Source organism: Ruegeria sp. D3, assembly GCF_056534465.1.
This window is the reverse complement of sequence record NZ_JBQFPK010000003.1, coordinates 336903-356553: the sequence shown is the minus strand read 5'-3', so window position 1 is coordinate 356553 and position 19651 is coordinate 336903. Positions and strand designations below refer to the sequence as shown.

The window sequence follows — 19651 nt, the reverse complement described above, 5'->3', positions numbered from 1 at the left end:
ATCTCTTCACAAATCGAAAAATCGGTTTGGATCGGTTTTTGAACTGTCATGGTGCTCGCTTTATGTTTCAACGAGCGTGAGATCGGTCTCCTTTGGAAAATTTAGAAACGCAGTTTAATCCGAACGGTTCGGAGAGCGAGAAACGCTCTCCGAAGGCTGCAGGCTAAGTCTGCGTTTCAGCGATCACTCGACGTGTTATTCGGTCGGCTCGACGCAGGTTCTGGATGAGTTGAAGACATCTTTGAAGCGCCACCAAAGGTTCAACGGTCCGGTTCAATTCGGCTGCTCGATTTGTCAGCCGCTTGTTGATCCAAGCACCGCCCGGGCAATGCTCGTCTGCAATCACCTCGCTCACCCATCCGGCTTCTATCTCAGCCAAGACAGGTTGGAGCAGGGATTCGAGATCATTGAGATCGCGATCACCGAACATTTCACCCGCACGGAGGCGTGAGCCAAAACGATAAGCAATGCGCGCGCCACTGGGCTCCAGATTGTCGATTAGCGTGTCGAGTGCCTTCGACGCTGAGGGCACCATGTTGAGCGCATCGAGGATCGCTGCCTCGATGGGCAATAGCTGCTGTGCGATGCTATCATACATAGCGCACCTCCCGCGTATCCGGCCGTCCCTTGCGCCGCGTTTCAACCGTGACGGCGCGTATCTTTCGACCCGAGCCTCTGCTGCCGAACCTACGGGAGCGCCGGATATCGCGTTCTGCATGTATTCGTGCGCGAACGCGATGAAGTCGATCCAGCGCTGCGTCGGCGAGTTCACCCAATACGGGCGTTCCATCGGAGTTTCTGTCGAAGCCGCTGTTGTTGACAGATACGGAAACACGTCGAGCCGCATTGAAGCGTGTTGGCGCCCTCAAAGAAGCCTGTTCCCGCTCCTCTTCCGAACGCACATCGACGCAATAGGCCTGCTTGCGTGGACAGGGGTTCGTTGTGCCGTAAGCCAGAACCGCAAAGCGCTCACCGGCCATTTCCTCGACATCAATAACCAGCGACGGCCGAACTTTGGGATCATCCTCTCCCATCGTTTCATGGGGGAAGCGAAACGCGACGACATCGCCAACTTTCAAACGGGATTTCCAGTTCTCGGAGGGCAGCGCGATTTCAGTTTGAAGTGTCATGAGACATCCTTCATCGAAGTTGAAAAGAGCCGCGTCTTCCACCGTGTTTGGGCTGGTTCCCACTTTCGGCTGCGCGACATCCGGACTGCGCAGTCGAAGGTGGGCGACCTGCCTTTTCCGCTGTTTCGGTTCTCGTCCGTGCGCTGTTGTTTGGTCTGTTGCAGCTTTCCGATCTGCCGCCAGAGTGTTCGAAGTGTTTCCAATGGGTCGGTTGACGGGTGTTTCCGAATGCTGTGCCTCTTTTGGAGGGCCACAGAGTTCTCTGTGTCCAGAATGGTTCCCCTGTAGTGGACATGGACCTGTCCGGTCCGGAGCAACGGGCAGCTCTGGGAGTGTTCCTGCCTTCTTGCGCGCGTAATACTGGGACCTACCAAGACCATAGTTCAGCCAGGGCTTGTTTCTCGATGCGCTGTTTTCGAGCAGGTATTGATCTCGCGAGGTACTCCCCTGAACAGCACGCCGTGCTCGTTCCCGTTCAGCTTTTCTGCGGTGGCGCTCTTCCGCTGGCATCACCTGACGCATGCTCAACTGACGCGCCATATCCGCTGATACGTCGAGACGCTCCGCAACAGTCGAGCCGCGGTAACAATATCTCTCGCTCTCGCGTGCATTGTCGCAAGCTTGCAGCTTTGACTTCGCAAGAGCCTGCTTGATAATGGCGTTCGTTTCGTTCTGGCATAGCCCGGGCGTTGCCATGTCTGCCGCTCGTTGAATGTGACCTTCGATACCCTGGGTGTCTGACTGATGGGTCAGGCAGGTGGCATAGAAGTGCAGCCATGTGTTTCGGTACCCCACCGGGATCACCCCACCGTGGTAAATCCGGTAAGCCTCGAGATCTTTCAGGATCTGTTCAAATCGCTCAGCTTGGGTCAATCCCCGCGGCATTGTCTGACTACCCGGCTCCCGATCCTGACGCTGCTTGCGGCGCTCTGCGAGTTCGGAACGGGTGGGCCGCCCGACGGCGGCAAAAATCTGATCGGCAAGGACATCAAAATCCTGGCGTTGGCAATTCCCACCAGACACCTGAACGACCCGGCCCGATTTCTCGTTTCGAGTGCCGGGAATGCGGAAGACGCGAGCTGGGTCATTGCAAGAACGATCCGAACCAAAGTGAGCAAGCAGATCCATCAATGCCCTGATTGCCGCCTGCCAGCGGGATAGTGCAGCAGGTGGCATCGAATGGATCAGCCAGATTGCGGCCAGTCCTCGTCCCGTTCGCAAATAGAATGATGGCTCAGAGACACCGCGCATCAGAAGATGGCCCGCGACGGCTGCCTGAACGTCTTCTTCACCCTCAGCGCGCCAGCCGGGATCATTGTGATAGTCCAGATCGACATAAAGCGAATTCAGGCTGACCAATCCTGAATTGCAGCGTGTGCCCTTAAACCGGTTCAGCGAGATAAACGATGTCCGATCCAGCAGCGCATGAAGACACGCTACAATCCCATCCGGACAACGTGAAAATTGTTGGCTTGGCTTCTCGGAATTCTTGATCAGAACGGCAGGATTCCCAATCACTCCTTGCGGATGGAGGAGTTGAACGTATTCCTCTGGCGAAACGGTGTGGATATCATCTGAATGCGGGGCAAAGTCGCGCGGATCGGTGTGCTTCATCCGCGGGAATTGGCTCTACGGTTGTTGGCACAGAAAAATCCAAGCAAAGAAAGGCAAGGCCCGGGTGACGCCCCATGCCCGTCAACCGATCAACGGCTCGAGTCCAAACATTGTAGATCGCATCAAGTGTTGCGCCCTGCAAAAACTGGCATCGGTGTCATCGCGTACGCTGACGCGGCTTGCGCGTTCTTACACGCGGTATGTTGGAAACCCGATCATTCCGCTGGAGCTGAGGTGGGTGATACGCCTCAAGGTCGACATCAGAGGAGAATTCCTCATCGAGGATATCTGATGGATCGGCGTCTATGCCTTCTGTCGCCCATCGCACCGCTTGCTGGTATGCTGTCTCAGTTCTGAGACATTCTATTTGCGACGAAGCTTCCAGCGCTGCTTTCACTTCGCGCTCGGATCTCGCCTCCAGCATTCGACGTTTCTCATCGCTGGCCGTTTTCTTGCGGGCAGCCTCTCTCACCCGCGCGATACGCTCCGCTTCGAGGTCGTCTCTCTGACGCTCCAGGGCGCGCAGCTGCAACCACGAGTGCCAGAGTGTTGAATTGTGTTCTTGGACAGCCTGGCGCCGCACTCCGGCAACTGTGTCGTCGTTTCCGCTTTCTTGCAGTCTGCGGCGCGACCTGGCGGATCTGCGTGGCCCGACATGATCTTGTCTTGCCAGGCCTTGCGGTGCATCGCCTGTCTCGACCATCTCGGCATACGAACGAAGATCAACCCGCGCGTGGGAGCCAATCTTGCGCAGGGCCGCGTTGGTCCGCTTTTCCCATTCTCCGCGGATACGCTTGATTTCTCCGGGGCCTGAGGTTCTGTCGTCAAGAACACGCGTTTTCTCACCAAAATCGCCAGTGATCCTATCAACCTTCCGCGTCGTCATCAGGATGTGGGCGTGGAAATTCAGGTTGGTCTTCGATGGATTGAAGAGCCTCTGCTCGTAGTCTTCTCGCGTCAGTTCGAGTTTGCCCGCGCTGTGCCGTTTCTCTTCCTCAGGGCACAAGAAACGCGGCGCGTGAATGTCGGCTTGAACGGCAACGCCGTATTCATCGCGAAGCCAGAGGCAAAAGCCGCGGACAAGCCCAACCTGCTCGAGAAGCGGTAGCTCGCGTGGCAAGGATGGGCGCAGTTCGCGGATGACTCTTGCATTCCTTCGGCGCTCAGAATGCTCGGCTGCGTTCCAGAGCTCCTCGGCGTTTCCTGTCCAGTTGATCAATTCATGCGACAGGAGGCCACCCTTTCTGCCCGGCGAAAACCGTCGTCCAACCCGCGCATCCCGGAAGGTGGTGCGCGCGGTGTAAGCGGCGGATTTGACGGCGGAGCGACCGTCGGCACGAGAATGCAGGATGACTTCGAGTCTGCTGGCGGGGTGTATCATGTAAAGGACATCGGGCACCAACCCGATCTCCGCACAAAAAAGCCCGCGGCAGGCGCGCAGGCAAACCCCAAGTTTGCGTAACTGCGCGCATTGCCCAGCGGGCATGCGGACGGCCGCTCACACGGCGGCTTGGCGGAGCCACATTTTCGCGCCCGAGTGGCGAAGCCGGGATCCGGGCCGCATTTCCTGTTCGACCACTTCAAGTAAGGGAGGACGAAATGGCGGATCTGGATCAACAAATCGAGCAGGCGCGCGTGAGGCTCAGAGACCTTCAGGCCCGGGCGAGCAAACAACGGCGTCGCGATGAAACGCGCAAAAAGATTATCTATGGCGCTGCTGTTTTGAAGCTTCTCGAGGAAATTGAGAGAGACAAAGCTGATCGGTTGCTCAAGCTTCTGCACGAAAGTATCTCACGCGACTCAGATCGAGAGCTGTTAGGGCTGTAAACCCAGTTAGATCTTCTTGAGGCACTGCACGCTCTCAGAAGGTTTGGCTGACTTGGGCCTATTGAAAGAAAAAAACTGGCGCGGCTTACCGCGCTCAGTATCGTCAGGTCGCGACGTGAGAAACATCCTTGTCCGGCGAATAAATGTCCAGGATGTTCCAATGACCGGTCGTTGGTGTCGGGTTGTTGATCATTGGCACATCCAGCACGGTTGGTTTGCCGCTGGCGATTGCCGCTTCCAATGCAGGCAACAACTCGTCAGCAGCGCTGAGTCTGTGCCCTTCCGCGCCGTAGGCTCGCGCTATGTCGGCATAGCCCGGTCCGTTTGCGGGTGCGGCGGCTGATCCGGGGAACGTCGTTCCATAGGTCAGACCGTAGTGCGCTTTTTGAAGGCCGGCGATAGTTCCGAAGGCGTTGTTGTTCATAACCAGCCAGATGATGCCCAGATCGAGTTCGACGGCAGTCGCGAGCATCGACGGGTTTTGACCGAAGCCACCATCGCCCACCAGACTGAGGACAATGCGATCAGGTGCCGCCAGTTTCGCGCCGATCGCGCCCGGAGGACCGAAACCCATCGTCGCGAACCCGCCGGGGGTCAGGATTGAACCCGGCGTCAAAATGTCGAACTGTTGCCCGACACCGTTCTTGTTCCACCCAACGTCCGTTGTGATGATGGCATCCTCGGGCAGTGCCTTGCGGGTATCTGCCAGAATACGCTCGGGCATCATTGGAAAGGCCGATGAAGTCGCCATTTCCTCGTTGCGCGCTTTGAAGTCCGTCCGGAAGCCAGCGATTTTCTGCTCCAGCGTGGGGCGCTTGAAGCCGTCCGGATACATCTCGCGGGCGACCCGGTTGAGGACGCACAAAGCGGCCTTGGCGTCAGCAAAGACTCCGATCTCGGTGGGATAGTTCCGACCGATCTCCTGCGGCTCAATGTCGATATGAATGACCTTCGATCCGGGAATGTTGAACGTGTAGCCAGGGTACCAACTTGAACAATCAGCCTCTTTGAACCGAGTGCCCACGGCAAAGATGTAGTCCGCATTCAAGCAGGACTGGTTGACCAATTCGGTGCCCCAAAACCCGGTCATTCCCAGCACAAGCGGATGGTCGTCTCGCAACGCGCCTTTACCCATCAGGGAATGCGCGACTGGAAGGCCCATATGTTCAACAAATTCTCGCAACTCCTCGCTGGCCTGTGCCAGAAGAATACCACCTCCGACATAAGCTACTGGGTTTTCGGCCTTAGCAAGTGCCTCGACAATCTCACGCGCGGTTTTGTCGTCGATCGATGGTTTCTTGAGCGCGTTCGTGTTACCGAGAATACGATCAAAGCTGTCCGACGGGATGACTTCCGAGAAGATGTCCATCGGCACATTGACCAACACGGGGCCAGGCTGACCGCTTTCCGCGAGGTGAAACGCCTTCTCCAGAATCTCGGCCATCAGGTCGGCGCGATCCACGCGCCACGCGCGCTTCACGAAGGGTCGGTAAATCTCCCATTGGGCTGCGTCTGCATGCAGGTTCACTTCCTGATGCGGATGTTTACCGTAGTAATGCGTGGGAATGTCACCCGCGATCACGACCATCGGGATACAGTCCAGTGCGGCGTTGGCGACCCCGGTGGCGCAATTGGTCAGCCCCGGGGAGAGATGGGACAGCACCACCGAGGCCTTGCCCGTCACGCGGGCATATGCATCCGCCGCGTGGCTGGCGATTTGTTCGTGTCGTACTGTGACGAAATCGATGGGACTTTCCGCCAGCGCAGCCAGAACCGCAATGTTCGTGTGCCCGCACAGGCCGAAAACGTGCTTGACCTCACGGCGTTCGAGAAAGTCAACGATATGTTCGGCAACGGTTTTGCCGTCCAGTTTCGCTCCGTCCATCACGCGACCTCCTGTCCGTAGAACTCACCGAACAGGTCCGGCTCCGAGGGGCGATCCTCAGGGATCGGACGACTGACCCAGGTGTAGTTCATCATGTGTTTCATGGTGACGTTTTCGTTGGTGATGTTGCCGCCCCAGATGCCGCAGCCCAGGCTGCTGGTCATAGGCATGCCATTTGTCCAGGCACCCGCATTGGCCTTGGATTGAGGCTGTCGCACCATCATACGGCTGACCGGAGCCAGACGCGCCAACCGGTCGATGTGATCGTCATTGTGGCTGTAGATGCCGCAGGAATGGCCCTTGCCCCCGGTGTTGTAGATCTGGCTGACCGTTTCCAGCGCATCATCGAACGTTTCGAAGTGATAAAGCGCCATCAGCGTGGTCAGTTTTTCCTTGGAGAACTTGTGCTGCGGCCCGATTTGCCCCTGATTTTCAACCATCAGAAACTTGCGATCTTCGGGGATGCTAAAACCGGCGACCTTGGCCGTTTGCTGCGGCGGACAGGCAATGGTCGGAAACGTACGGTTTCCCTTTTCATCCCACATGGCCGCTTCGAGCATGGCCTTCTCTTCATCCGAACACAGGTAGCCTCCCTCGGCTTGAAGCGCCTTGACCATATCGTCGTAAACTGAGCGCTGGATGATGATGTTGCCGTCGGCCGAGCAGCCCGACCCAAAGTCGGAGGTCTTTGAAATACGGGTATTCTGCGCGGCGATATCCAGATCGGCAGTCTCATCAATGACAATGGATGAATTGCCTGCGCCGACACCATAGGCTGGACGCCCTGAACTGTACGCCGCTTTGACCATGGGTTTGCCGCCCGTCGCCAAAGTCAAGTCGCAGATCTCCATCAGATGTTGCGTCAATGGGATCGAGGGTTTGCGAATGGATTGAAACAAGTCCTCGGGGGCACCGGCAGCACGACAAGCTGCACGCATAACCTCGACCATTTCGAAGGTCGTATGAGCGGTTCGCGGGTGCGGGCTGAAAATGACGGCATTCCGGGCGTTGGCGGCGGAAACGCCGGTCACCGGTGGTGTCATCGCTGGGTTAGTCATTGGGATCAGGGATGCGATGACGCCAGCAGGTTTGGCATATTTCACCAGACCTTTTTCCTCATCAACCTCGACGATGCCGGTCGAGGGTGTGCGCAAGACATCTCGCAGCACCATGTGAATCTTGAAGCGCTTCGCTGGGCGGCCTTCGCGATCTCCGATACCGCTCTCATCCACGCCTTGTTGAGCCAGACGCGTGAAGGTTTTCTCATTACCGGCATACCACGCAATGGCCTGAGACAGGCGGTCCAGCCTGTCCTGATCCCAATCCTCGATCTCGGCCATGGCAGCGCGGGCGCGTGCCAGCATATCTGCCGCCATGTTGCGGTCGTTTTCAGTGAGCTCTTTGCCCATGATGATCCTCTTGGTGTTTTGGAATTGTAGCATCGGGCATACGACGCTGTGACCGCGCCTCGCCAAATGTTCGCTTGGCGTGGCTGAGACAGCGACGCGCGTGTTCTTCATATCCCAACTCGGCAACGCGGCTTTGGTTGGGCAGTTCGATGGAATAGTCGACGGGCGGCATCCGTTCGATGATGCCGGTGAAATCGATCCATCCCTCACCGGGATATAGCCGCGCATCGCGGGCCAGTTGGATCATGCCCTCACGCGTATCGGCGATGCCGGGCAGGCAATCAGAGATATGCAGGAAGTGAAACAGGTCCGAGGGGACGTGTAGCAACTCTCCCAAATCCACGCGGCTGAGATGCAGATAAAGCGTATCAACCAGAATACCGCCATTCGGCTGATCGGAGGCGCGGACAATGTCAAGCGCCTCATCCAGAGTACGAAGGCGGGAAAAGCTTGGGAACTCCAGGTCCACTGTTAGCCCGTAGGGTGCCGCCAGTTCGCAGGTTTCCGAATAGACGTCGATCAGGAAGTCACGATCATCGCGGGTATTGGTCCACGCGCTCATGATCATGCGCTTGGCACCCAATTCCCCACCGATCTCAAGAGAAGGCTCAAAACTGCGCGGATCGACATCTTCTGTGATGCGCGCAAGTTCGACATCGAGGACTTTCAAGCCAGTGGTAGAGAGAGCAGTTTTGGTGGCATGCACCTGTGCCTTGTCGATTGGAGATTGAGTGAATTCACCGGGCACATGCATCGGAATGAAGCGGGGGCTGACGGCATCGTAACCGGCCCGCGCTGCGATATAGACCAACTCGGGCGGCGTACAGCCAATCAGCGTCAGATGCGCCAAGGAATAGAGAGAGGGGCTTGCGCCAGCCTCTTCGGGTTTCACCATGAACGGCAGCTCCACGTGTCTGCGAATCTCAAATTCATCACACGTAGTAAAAAATATCTGATATTTTTTAAAATATCAACTTTTAATACTGAGCAGGAAATGAAAGCGCCCGGGCAACTGCCCGGGCGTGTTTTTCATTCTTGTTGGCAGAGCCTTAGAGAGTGACCCAGTCACCTCCGGACTGGTGAGAGCGCACGGAGGCTTCAATAAACCGGACGCCATCTGCACCTTGTTCGACACTGGGATAAGTAAGCCAATCATCCGGAACGGTAACGCCATCCCGACGCGCGGCTACGGCCATAGCAAATTCCGTATAGAGGTTGGCCCAGGCTTCGATAATCCCTTCTGGGAAGCCGCGCGCGGTCCGGATTAGACGTTCTGCGCCGGGGCCGATGCCATGCCCGTGACCTCGGCTGATGATACGATCCGGCTCACCGAACCGATTGAACTTCAGCTGTTCCGAATTCTCCAGGTCCCACTCGAGACCTCCTTCGTTCCCGAATATGCGCAACCGCAACCCTCCCCGATTCCCGGGGGCAAGGCGTGTCGCCATCAGGGTTCCCGGAACCTCGTTTTGATAGCGGGTGAACATGAATGCTGTGTCTTCCAAAGGCTTTGGCGCGCCGCAGACATGAAACTCAGCCCGTAGGTCGGTCAAGGGCAGGCCCGAGACAAAACTGGCGAGATGCGCGGCATGGGTGCCGATATCGCCGACACAGCTGGTCGGACCAGAAATCTTTGGGTCCAGCCGCCATTTGACGTGGGGCGCATCAGCCACATCATCGGGCGTCATCCAGTCTTGCATGAACTCGACGTGGATTTGGTTGATTTTACCGATGCCGCCTTCCGCCACGATTTGTTTGGCCTGACGGATTACTGGAAAACATGACATCGCATAGCCGACAGCAAAGATGTGTCCCGTGCGCGCGGTAATCTCCTCAATCCCTTCGGCCTCCGCGACTTCGTTGGTCAGGGGCTTATCGCACAGCACGTCAATGCCCGCCTCCAGAAAGGCTTTGGCCGCTTCGAAATGAACGTGGTTCGGGGTGGTGATCATGACGGCATCTACGCCATCCGGGCGTGCCGCCTCGGCCTTTGCCATCTCGTCGAAGGACGCATAGCACCGGTCGGCCGGCAGGAACCACTCGGCCCCGCGCGCCTTGCTTCGCATGGCGTCAGAACTGAGCGCTCCTGCGACGACCTCCCACCGGTCGGTCATCCGCGCGGCCGTTGCCTGCGTGACAGAGATACGTCCGCCGCCAACAACACCCAGCCGCAAACGGCGAGACAATCGGGGGAAAGGTCCGTCAAAGTTCAGGTCTTCGGAAAAAAGTCTCTCAGCCATTCTGAATCTCCATTTCCGGGACCCGTACGCCTTCCGGCAGCATTTCCACCGCCATGAAAATGCTGGGGGTAATCGTCTCGTACTGATGCCAGGGATAGTTGCCTTCGGCGTCATACATCGGTTTGTGCGTCGTGCCGGGGGCCATGAATTCTTCGAGGTAAAGGGATTCAACATCCCGCTCACGGCATTGCTGCATTTTCCCAAAGCCTACGATTTGTGTATGCACTTCGCGAAACCCCGGTACCGGGCAGAACGGATGATCCTTGTGCAATCCGACATTCAGCGGCACCGAGCCGGAATGGTACATGGTCAGCCCAACGTTACCCACAAAGACCTTTGGCGACATGTAGTGGCTGACACCGCGTAAACGCTCCTCTTGGCGAACATCAAAAGCAGATGGCCATGTATCTTTCACCCATGCGAACAACTCGTTGTCATCGGCATGGGCGTCGAAATCGTGGACAATGACTGCACGTTCCACGCCGCTAAGCGTGCTGTCTTGCACGATCACAGAGGAAAGCGGTGCAATGGTCTGATCCTCGACAGAGAGATTTCGCCCCCCAAGGTTAAGGACGATGGCGCGACCCTCGATAGAAATTCTGCGCTCGTCAGTTATGTGCTGGACGCGAAAGAATGGCTGAGCAAAGTCGAGTGTCTCAATCGGCATGAACCAATTCCTTCCTCTCATCGTTAAGGAAATCGACCGGCAAAGGCTCCGGAGCCGCGCAACGGCTTTCTATCGTCTGATAGGCGCCAAATTTTGGTGCCCGTTCGATCGCGTCCATGACCTCGAAAACGTGGTAGGCGAGCGCTCCACTTGCACGGGGTTGGCGTCCTTCTTGCGCCGCCAGGGCCAGATCCAAAAGGCCGAGACCACGGCTGTCCTCATTGAACCCGTGTTTGTTGACGACCACCTGCCAGCCTTCGCGACCGGATGGGCGCGGCTGATGAGACCAGCGCGAGGTCTCCCGCGTTTTCAGCCAGACATCCCCCTGAAAGATGTTGGCACCATGTACCGGGTCAGGGTCTGGGATGCTGATGGTGCCTTTTTCACCGTAGATCTCGAACCGCGGCGTTTCGCTATCCCAGACGTCAAAGCTCATGGTCATCGACCCTATAGCCCCGGAAGAGAACTGCAGCAGGCTTAGGGAATGCGTGTCGACCTCGACATCCATCCATTCACCGTTGCGAGGGCCGTTTTCGATCATCCTTTTGTCGAACGTGCGCCGAGCCATTCCGGCGACCCGGTCAACCGGACCAAGGCAGCAAACCATGGCGGTCAGGTAATATGGCCCAAGGTCCAGCAAGGGCCCGCCACCGGCCTGGTAGTAGAAATCCGGGTTGGGATGGTGGCGTTCCGTCCCGTGGGTACCGACATGGGCAAAAACCCCTGTCGGTTTGCCAATGGCACCCTCATCGATCAAGCGCCGAACGGTTTGCCAACGACCGCCCAGAAATGTGTCGGGTGCGCAACCGACCAGCAGCCCCTTTTCAGAGGCCATGTGCAGAATCGTCTTACCATCCGTTCGATCCATAACCAGCGGCTTCTCGGAATAGACGTGCTTGCCCGCCTCCAACGCACGCAGGCTGATTTCGGCATGCGCCGCCGGAATTGTCAGATTCAGAACGCAGTCAATCGTCGGATCGTCAAACACCCCATCTGGCGCACAGGCCTTGGCGATACCGTATTGATCTGCCTTGGTGCGGCTTTCCGAAGGGTCAAGGCTTGCGCAAGCCACGACCTCAACGTTTGAGAATTTGGATAGTGTTTTTAGATAAATATCGCTGATACGACCACAGCCGATAAGGCCGACCCGGAAGGATTTCGATGTCTCACGTGTCATCATTCCTGTCTTCGTAGAGGGGTAAGTAATTAGGGGGCATCGGCCCTTTGTTGCGGCCACCCTGGTTCATCTGTTCCCAAGCGTGAGCGAGTATTCCGACCGAGCGGGACAGGCAGAACAGCCCTCGCGACAAGGGCGCAGGAAAGCCAAGTTCGCAGAAGATCACAGCTGTCGCGCCGTCAATATTCATGGCAATTGGCCGACCGCCTCGTTGACGACCGAGTTCGGCTTGAACCTCTTCTCCGATATCGGCAAACCGGCCAGAAACTGTGCATTCTGCCGCCGCATCTCGAACAAGTTGCATCAATCGGGGTGCGCGTGGATCGACAGGTTTGTGAAACCTGTGACCAAAGCCCGAGACGATCTTGCCATAGGTCTCGCGCCAGCTGTCCAAACCGTCCTTCACTGCGTCATTCAACGATGCTCCGCAATCCATGCGAGCTGCGATATCATAGTACAGCTCTGCACACTGCTCTCCTGCCCCGCCGTGCACGTCGCCCAGCATGTTCACCGCAGTCGCCATCGCGTTATTGAGACCTACCCCGCAGGTGGCGGCCATACGCGCAGCCGCGATTGAGGGAGCCTGTGGGCCGTGATCCACGCCTGCGACCAAAGCGGCTTCGAACAGGCGCGCTTGCGCGTCGCTGGGTAGATCGCCCCGCACCATAAGCCAGATCATCTGCGGGAAAGATACGTTTCCGATCAGGTCCTCTATGGCGTTGCCACGAAAAGAGATCTGTCCGGGTTTCATGTCGATGATGGAGGTACGCCACCATTGGCGAACGGCGCGCTCATCGTCTGTCGTCTGCGCGGTCATTGCGTCTGCACCTCTTTCACCGGCTGGGTTTTGCTTTGCGCAGCAAGGCGAATGGGTGCATTGCGCGCGCCATAACCGGCATAGCCCATACGGCGTTCAACAATTTCGAAGAAGAAGCCGTTAAAGATGGGGCGGCTGTATATCTGAAAATACTCAGCACCCGCCGCCCGATCGTAGAGAATGTTCCCCCTGCGCAATTGGGCGACCAAATCGTCATCCAATCCGAATGTCGCTTGCAGATCAGCGTAGTAGTTCTCCGGGATGGACAGGCTGGGAAAGCCAGACTTGAGCAACTGGGCTGAAGTTTCAAAAATATCATCCGACTGGAAGGCAATGTGCTGAACACCAGCCCCAAAGCCATCTTCAAGGAATGACGCCGCCAGTGTTCGACGCCCAACTGCCCCATTCAGGTTTAAGCGCACTTCGCCTTCGGGACTTTCGATAGCCTGGCTTTGCACGACACCAGACGGGTCGGCGACGTTCACGATAGGGGATTTTGCCATCTCGAAAGTCGAAATGTAGTAGAGTAGCCAGCTTTGCATCTCATCGTGACGCATCGTCTGGGCCAGATGGTCGATACGACGCAGACCGGCAGGTTGGGTGGCTTTGGTTTTCGCAACCGGCTCGAACTCAATGTCCCATACCCGATGGAGATCGGATTTCTCATCGATGAAATGAACGACGTTGCCACCAACGCCCCGAATGGCCGGGATATCCAGTTCCCCTGTTCCCACCGGTTGTGAGAAATTCGGCGCGCCCAACGCGGTCGCCCGCTGAACCGTCTGATCCGCATCTTTGACACGCAACCCCATGTCACAAACGGAGGGGCCGTGACCCAGGAACGCCGAATGGGCAAATCCTTCCTTTTCGGTATTCACAACGATGTTTATCGCGCCCTGCCGCCACAGCTCGACGGACTTGGATACGTGTTTTCGCTCCATTCGAAAACACATTGCTGACAACATATCTGCCAGCTGCGCGCCGCTTGTTTCGTCGGCTGTAAATTCGACGAATTCGAAGCCTGACGCATAGACGCGTTCCGGCAGGTCCGGGATGCCGAAATCGGTTCCCGGCTCGGTCCGGGATACCTCATCCAGGAGGTTCACCAGCGACCTGTAGCTGTCTCGGGCCAGTGTTCGGCCACCGGGTTGAGGAGCTGCTTCGTTGACGCGTGCAACCGACCAAGACCCTTTGTATCCGGCGCGGGACAACACGCGAACGAAGCCCGCAAGGTTCAGCGACCCAAGCCCCGGCAGAAGCCCAAAGTGCCGCTTGAGCCGACGTATATCCATCTCAAGCCGGGGTGCATCGGACAGTTGCACATGGAACAGCCGCTCTCCGGGAATGTCCCGAAGGCGGGCTGGTTTGGATCCGTCGGCAAGCGAGAAGAAGGAATTCAAAGCCAACCCCAGATTAGGGCTGTCGACAGCATCAACGACGCCTAACGCCTGTTCATCCGAGTGAATAAGATCCGACCATGGCAAGCCCATATAGGCCAGACGCATCCCCATTTCTTTAGCGATTTGGGCCGCCTCGCCAAGATCTGCGATTACCTGTTCTTCGGTCGCAGCGACATCGACCTCGAAGGCAGACCCGATAAGCAGCAATTCCGTTCCCAGCTCGCTCATCAGGTCGAGTTTGCGCTTCAGTCGATCAAAGGCGCGCTCACGTCCGGCTTCGGGCTGGCCTTCAATATTATGGAAGGGTTGTAACAGGCATATCTTCAGGCCGAGGTCCGATGCAATCTTGCGGACTTGCGATGGCGGTCCGTCAAAAGCGGTCAAATCCGGTTCGTGTAATTCGACACCCCCGAATCCCGCGTCAGCGATAGCACTCAGCTTTTCAGCCAGATCACCGGGGATCGACGTTGTCGAAACCGACAGGCACATTATCCCTGATATCCAAACATACGCGGCAACCACAGGACCAGATCCGGCATCAGCATCATTATCACCAAGGCGAAGATGAGAACCGCGAGGAAGGCCCAGATTTCGGAGATGATTTCGCGCAGCGGAATGTCCGTCACGGCGTTGATCACAAAGAGTAGAATGCCATAGGGCGGCGTGATCAAACCGATCATTGAGTTCACGACGACCAGCACTCCGAAATGCACCAGATCAATCCCGAGCGCTTCGCAGGTTGGAATGAACAGAGGCACGATCACCAGGATGATCGTTGTTGCGTCTAACACGCATCCCAGCGCGAGGATCAGCAGGTTTACGAGGATCAGGAATACAATCGGGCTAACATCCGAACCCTCCAGCAGTGCCGAGATCGACTGTGGAATCTGTTCCTGAATGACGATGAAGTTCAGAATGAACGCGCCACCAATGACCACCCCGACGGCGGCGGAGGAGCGCGCGCTGTCGACGAACACTTGATAAAGGCCACGGAAGGTCAGCGCGCGGTAGAACAACGCTGCCAGTAGCAGAGCGTAGAATGCAGCAACTGCGGCGGCTTCGGTCGGAGTGGTGACGCCGCCATATATACCGTACAGCAGGATTGCGGGCATCAGCAGTGCCGGAAACGCGTTGGCGGTTTTAGCCGGCAATTCGCGCAGAGGAACAGGTTCTTCCAATGCAAAGTTCCGCTTTCCGGCCAGATAGTAGTTCATCGCCATGAGGACGACGCCCATGATCAGGCCCGGCAGAATACCGGCTAAGAACAGAGATCCGATGGAGGCCTTGGAAACGAGCGCGTACAAAACCATTGGGATCGAGGGCGGAATGATCGGGCCAATCGTCGCCGACGCCGCGGTAATAGCAGCAGCATAACCTCGGCTGTAGCGGCCATCCTTGGTCATCATCTCAATGATGATCTTGCCGATCCCCGCGGCATCCGCGACAGCCGAGCCGGACATACCGGAAAAGATCAGGGACGCTACCACGTTGACGTGCCCGAGGCCGCCCTTGAAACGACCGACAGCGGCTACGCAGAAGTTCAGCAGACGGTCCGTGATCGAACCAGCATTCATGATATTCGCGGCGACGATGAACAACGGCACGGCAAGCAGGATCGTGCTTTTGTAGAAGCCCTGCAGGATCTTCTCGCCTGCGAGTGCGACGTCCAATCCGGCCGTGCCCAGGTACACTAATGAGGCCAATAGGATGGAATAGCCAATAGGTGTCCCGATGCCTGCCAGAAGAAAGAGAGCGAGCAGGCAGGAAAGAAGTTCAAAACTCATTTCTTAACTTCCTCGTCCTCTTCGACGTCGACACGTGGATGGTCGTCAACCACGTTGTAGCCAACAACCAGTTCCAACTCTGTCTTTGGGGGGCCATTGCGCATGACGTCGAAGAATAGCCAAGCGTAGCGCGCTGCGACGACCAACATGAATACCGCGTAAATCGAGAATACTGTGCGCAGCGGTATCTTCTCACCCGAGAACGGATTGCGCACAGTCGAGGTTTTGCGGATTTTCATCCAGTCGATGTAGTCCCACGTCGGCAGGAAACTGTAGAGCATCCCGACCACAATCGCCGCGGCCGCCAGCATCGCAAAGACCTGACGCACGCGCATCGGCACCGAAAGATAGATGATGTCGAACTTCACGTGATCCCTCTCGCGCACGATGAAGGCGCAGCTAAAAAAGATCACCCAGACCCAGAGGATGCCGATGAGTTCAAGCGTCCAGCCAGCGGGGGTAAAGAAGTACCGCAGAAGAATTTGGAGAAGGAAGATCAGGAAGATTGCCGCCAGCATCCCGCCGGCAATCGCTTCGGTCAGTCGGGAGAACCCCTTTATGAAGCCTTTCATTGTGGTTCTCCCTCCCTTGTGTAGACGAACTTAGTTGCCCAGGGCGTTGATCTGCTCCAGAACGCCGTCCGGCCATGATCCGGCGAACTCGCTGTCCAGATACATCGACTGTACCCGATCGCGGAACGCCGCCAGGTCGGGCTCGTAGACCTCCATGCCCTGCTCTTTTAGGAAACTGACAAGGTCCTCTTCTTTCTGAAGCTGCTTCTGGCGGCCTGATTCAGCTGCTGCGTCCGCAGCTTCCTGAACCTTGGCTTGCTGTTCCGGTGTCAGCCCGTCCCAAACCTCTTTGCCGATGGCGATATAGTTCAAGTCGACCAAGTGCGATGTCAGGATGATCTGATTGGTCACTTCGTAAAACTTGGCATCAACCACGGTCGGCAATGGGTTGTCCTGACCGTCAACGGCACCGGTCGACAGAGCTGTGTAAACCTCTGAGAACGCCATTGGTGTCGGGGCGGCACCCAGCGCTTTGCCAAGGAACTGCCACGCATCTGTGCCCGGCATCCGCAGGTTCACACCTTCCAGATCAGCCGGAGTGCTGACGGTCAGTTCATCCTTGGGTTGGCGCAGGTTCACCTGACGACGGCCCAGATACATGACCGACAGCAGTTTGACGCCCAGCTCTTCTTCGGCTTTTTGCTTGAAGGCATCCATCAAGGGATCATTGAAGACAGCCACCTGATGCGCGGCGTCCTGGTGGACATAGCCTGCGGTAAAGATCGAAAACTCGGGGAAGAACTGTGCCAGTTCCTGCGCCGAGGTAATCGACATTTCCAGGTTACCCCGGCTGATGGCATCCAGCTCAGTACCCTGAGCGAAAATGGTGCCGTTATAGCTGGGCTCATAACTTGCGAAATCAGCGACCATGGGCGCGAAAACCTCGGCCATAGCGACCGAGCGCTGGTCGGTCTCCGATCCTGATGTGGCGAGGCGAAGTTGCACTTTGTCTTCCGCCAACGCACCGCTTGTTGCGCTAAACAGGACACCGGTTGCAACCAGGGCTGATACAGCAGCCCGGCGGGTAAGTTTGGTAATCACTTTGCTCCTCCCTGAGACATCATGATGCATTATTCCGATTCTGAGTTTTGACCTATTTTGGACATTTTGCAAGATTTTTTACAAAATATCAGATATTTTTCATTACCTGCAATCTCTGCTGCTGCGTTTCCTGAAGGCTTCTTATCCTAACAGTCTCGCCAGCCCTGCAGGAATTCTGAATAGCTTCAATAACTTGAAGCGTTCTAAAACCTTCCCATCCAGACACAATCGGATCTGCTTCGTGCCGAGCTACTTCAACAAAGTGCCTAAGCTGATTGACCAGAGGGTCAGAGGCACCCTTCTTCAGCGCGGTTGATGAGATTGGCGTCCACCAGTCCCTTTGCTCACTCTGGTAACTCCACAATCGAAGATCGGGAACGGACAACGAACCATGAGAGCCACCTATCATGTAGCTACTCTCAGTGGTTGAAGGATAGATTGGATATTCCTGAGACGTCATCTCCCAGCTCCATGGAGCAACGATGCTGTCGGACACACTTATGGTCCCTATCGCTCCGCTTTCGAACGTCAACAGAGCACCGGCAACATCTTCGTTGTCGTAGCCCCGCTGCGATGCAGCCGACTGAGCCTGAACGGTCACGACTTCTCCGGCCAAATACCGCAGAAGATCGACGTCGTGGACCAGATTGACTGAGATGGGCCCTGCACCTGGTTTCTTTCGCCAGGGCGCAGCATCAAAATACTCGTCTGGCTTATAGAACCAGCAATTCGCATGGACAGCGCGCACATCGCCAATCTTCCCGCCGACAATGGCTTCCTTAGCCGACCGGATCAGAGGATTGTGTCGACGATGATGTCCGACCATCAGTGGCACATTGGCCTTCTCCGCTGCTTGAACAAGCTCAAGTGCAGCGGTGGCTTCCACGGCGATCGGTTTTTCGACAAGAAGGGGACAACCATGTCGAACACACGTGAGGCCTTGTTCAACATGAAGCGTGGTCGGGGTCGCAAGAACAGCTCCGTCCGGCGTCTGATTTGCAAACATTTCCTCGAGGGTTTCGAAACATGCGACCCCATGCTCAACGGCGTAAGCACGACCTTCATCGCTGGGGTCGACCACCGCGACGAGATCAACATGGCGCAACGCTCGTATAGCGTCTGCGTGGCGGCGTCCAACAAGGCCAATGCCGACAATGGCAATGCGAAAGTTCTTAGACACTTTGCTTCCTTCCGGAGGGTCCGGAAAATCCCGAAACCGATGATTGCGATCGGGCTGCTTTGCCCAACTTGGCCACGACCGTATTGGGGTTTTCGCGATTCCGCAATAATGTATGATATTTTTATTTTTACCATACATCAGTTTGGATTGCTGATGTCTCTGAAAAATGCTAATTGAACGAGGAAACTGATAATATCGGGTGAAACGCATGGCGAAACAGCCGTCTACGATAGGTGCAAGCACCTATCAGCGCATCAAGCGGGATATCATCTTCGGGGAGCTGCAACCCGGCTCCAAACTGAAGCTGGACGCCTTGAAGGAACGCTACTCGGCAAGCCTTTCGACACTTCGTGAAACGCTGAACAGGCTCGCCAGCGACGGATTTGTCGAAGCTCCCGAGCAACGGGGTTTCCTGGTCACACCAGTTTCACGAGAAGACCTGACCGAGATTTCAGAGCTGCGGGTCCTGTTGGAATGCCACGCGTTGGAATTGTCCATTGCGAATGGCGACACGGATTGGGAAGGCAACCTCGTTGCCGCACACCACAAACTGCACCTGATGGAACAGCAGCTTCTCAAGGGCGACGAGTCCGAGAAAGAAACCTGGAAACGATATGATTGGGAGTTTCACCAAGCGATGATCGCGGCCTGCAACTCCAAAAACCTTCTGTCTCTGCACTCCATCATCTACGACAAGTACTTGCGGTATCAGATGCTTGTGCTGACTTATCGCGGCGAAGAGGCGGTCAAGGAGCACAAGGGCATGTTCGATGCCGCGCTGGCCAGAGACGCCGACACGGCGAAGAGGCTGTTGGAAGATCACATTCGAAATGGCCTCCAGCATACCTTGGAGGCTATGTAAGACGTTCCCCTTGCCGCAATAGCGACAGCCTTCAACGCAGAGCACC

Annotated in this window: 17 protein-coding genes; 2 read left to right on the top strand and 15 right to left on the bottom strand. The window is 56.6% G+C overall.

Translation table 11 applies throughout. The annotated features are described in order from the left end of the window. Nucleotides 1-163 precede the first annotated feature (163 nt). The 3 genes from ACR0DX_RS06570 to ACR0DX_RS06560 form a co-directional block, all read right to left on the bottom strand. Nucleotides 164-598 carry a hypothetical protein gene (locus ACR0DX_RS06570; RefSeq protein WP_170353328.1) on the bottom strand — a complete coding sequence of 145 codons (435 nt, stop codon included), beginning with the start codon at nucleotides 596-598 and terminating at the stop codon, nucleotides 164-166. Continuing rightward, the gene (locus ACR0DX_RS06565; RefSeq protein WP_480602911.1) at nucleotides 591-2744 is read right to left on the bottom strand and encodes a hypothetical protein; all 2154 of its coding nucleotides are present in this window, start codon (nucleotides 2742-2744) and stop codon (nucleotides 591-593) included. The genes ACR0DX_RS06570 and ACR0DX_RS06565 overlap by 8 nt, the downstream gene beginning before the upstream one ends. Nucleotides 2745-2901: 157 nt before the next feature. Next, entirely contained in the window at nucleotides 2902-4143 is a 1242-nt protein-coding gene (locus ACR0DX_RS06560) for a MobA/MobL family protein (protein WP_480602909.1), read from the bottom strand. Between the two features lie 200 nt (nucleotides 4144-4343). Between ACR0DX_RS06560 and ACR0DX_RS06555 the strand changes: the two genes are divergently transcribed. Then, a complete protein-coding gene (locus ACR0DX_RS06555; protein ID WP_480845547.1) occupies nucleotides 4344-4571 on the top strand; it encodes a hypothetical protein in 228 nt (75 codons plus the stop codon). Between the two features lie 103 nt (nucleotides 4572-4674). Here the strand turns inward: ACR0DX_RS06555 and ACR0DX_RS06550 are convergent, their stop codons facing one another. The 12 genes from ACR0DX_RS06550 to ACR0DX_RS06495 all read right to left on the bottom strand — a co-directional run bounded on the left by ACR0DX_RS06550 (nucleotide 4675) and on the right by ACR0DX_RS06495 (nucleotide 18953). Next, nucleotides 4675-6456, bottom strand: coding sequence for a thiamine pyrophosphate-binding protein (locus ACR0DX_RS06550; protein ID WP_170353331.1), 1782 nt, complete (start codon nucleotides 6454-6456; stop codon nucleotides 4675-4677). After that, nucleotides 6456-7865, bottom strand: coding sequence for an aldehyde dehydrogenase family protein (locus ACR0DX_RS06545; protein WP_170353332.1), 1410 nt, complete (start codon nucleotides 7863-7865; stop codon nucleotides 6456-6458). The genes ACR0DX_RS06550 and ACR0DX_RS06545 overlap by 1 nt, the downstream gene beginning before the upstream one ends. After that, complete coding sequence (locus tag ACR0DX_RS06540; protein WP_480845545.1) at nucleotides 7846-8775, bottom strand: sugar phosphate isomerase/epimerase family protein; 930 nt, start codon at nucleotides 8773-8775, stop codon at nucleotides 7846-7848. The genes ACR0DX_RS06545 and ACR0DX_RS06540 overlap by 20 nt, the downstream gene beginning before the upstream one ends. 139 nt (nucleotides 8776-8914) lie before the next feature. After that, nucleotides 8915-10105, bottom strand: a complete 1191-nt coding sequence (locus tag ACR0DX_RS06535; RefSeq protein WP_170353333.1) for a Gfo/Idh/MocA family protein — start codon at nucleotides 10103-10105, stop codon at nucleotides 8915-8917. Next, entirely contained in the window at nucleotides 10098-10772 is a 675-nt protein-coding gene (locus ACR0DX_RS06530; protein WP_170353334.1) for a hypothetical protein, read from the bottom strand. The genes ACR0DX_RS06535 and ACR0DX_RS06530 overlap by 8 nt, the downstream gene beginning before the upstream one ends. Then, nucleotides 10762-11949, bottom strand: coding sequence for a Gfo/Idh/MocA family protein (locus ACR0DX_RS06525; RefSeq protein ID WP_247748107.1), 1188 nt, complete (start codon nucleotides 11947-11949; stop codon nucleotides 10762-10764). Before ACR0DX_RS06525 ends, ACR0DX_RS06530 begins: the two co-directional genes overlap by 11 nt. Next, nucleotides 11939-12766 (bottom strand): citryl-CoA lyase, encoded by an 828-nt coding sequence (locus tag ACR0DX_RS06520; RefSeq protein ID WP_480845542.1) that lies wholly within the window; start codon nucleotides 12764-12766, stop codon nucleotides 11939-11941. Before ACR0DX_RS06520 ends, ACR0DX_RS06525 begins: the two co-directional genes overlap by 11 nt. Then, nucleotides 12763-14655 (bottom strand): sugar phosphate isomerase/epimerase and 4-hydroxyphenylpyruvate domain-containing protein, encoded by a 1893-nt coding sequence (locus tag ACR0DX_RS06515; RefSeq protein WP_170353337.1) that lies wholly within the window; start codon nucleotides 14653-14655, stop codon nucleotides 12763-12765. The genes ACR0DX_RS06520 and ACR0DX_RS06515 overlap by 4 nt, the downstream gene beginning before the upstream one ends. Further along, nucleotides 14655-15950, bottom strand: coding sequence for a TRAP transporter large permease (locus tag ACR0DX_RS06510; protein ID WP_170328647.1), 1296 nt, complete (start codon nucleotides 15948-15950; stop codon nucleotides 14655-14657). Before ACR0DX_RS06510 ends, ACR0DX_RS06515 begins: the two co-directional genes overlap by 1 nt. Further along, nucleotides 15947-16522, bottom strand: coding sequence for a TRAP transporter small permease subunit (locus ACR0DX_RS06505; RefSeq protein WP_170353338.1), 576 nt, complete (start codon nucleotides 16520-16522; stop codon nucleotides 15947-15949). The genes ACR0DX_RS06510 and ACR0DX_RS06505 overlap by 4 nt, the downstream gene beginning before the upstream one ends. Before the next feature lie 30 nt (nucleotides 16523-16552). Continuing rightward, nucleotides 16553-17563, bottom strand: a complete 1011-nt coding sequence (dctP, locus tag ACR0DX_RS06500; protein WP_170353339.1) for a TRAP transporter substrate-binding protein DctP — start codon at nucleotides 17561-17563, stop codon at nucleotides 16553-16555. 88 nt (nucleotides 17564-17651) lie between these two features. After that, entirely contained in the window at nucleotides 17652-18953 is a 1302-nt protein-coding gene (locus ACR0DX_RS06495) for a Gfo/Idh/MocA family protein (protein WP_480602901.1), read from the bottom strand. Between ACR0DX_RS06495 and ACR0DX_RS06490 the strand changes: the two genes are divergently transcribed. Then, nucleotides 18952-19605 carry a GntR family transcriptional regulator gene (locus tag ACR0DX_RS06490; protein WP_170353340.1) on the top strand — a complete coding sequence of 218 codons (654 nt, stop codon included), beginning with the start codon at nucleotides 18952-18954 and terminating at the stop codon, nucleotides 19603-19605. The genes ACR0DX_RS06495 and ACR0DX_RS06490 overlap by 2 nt on opposite strands. Nucleotides 19606-19651: the final 46 nt, after the last annotated feature.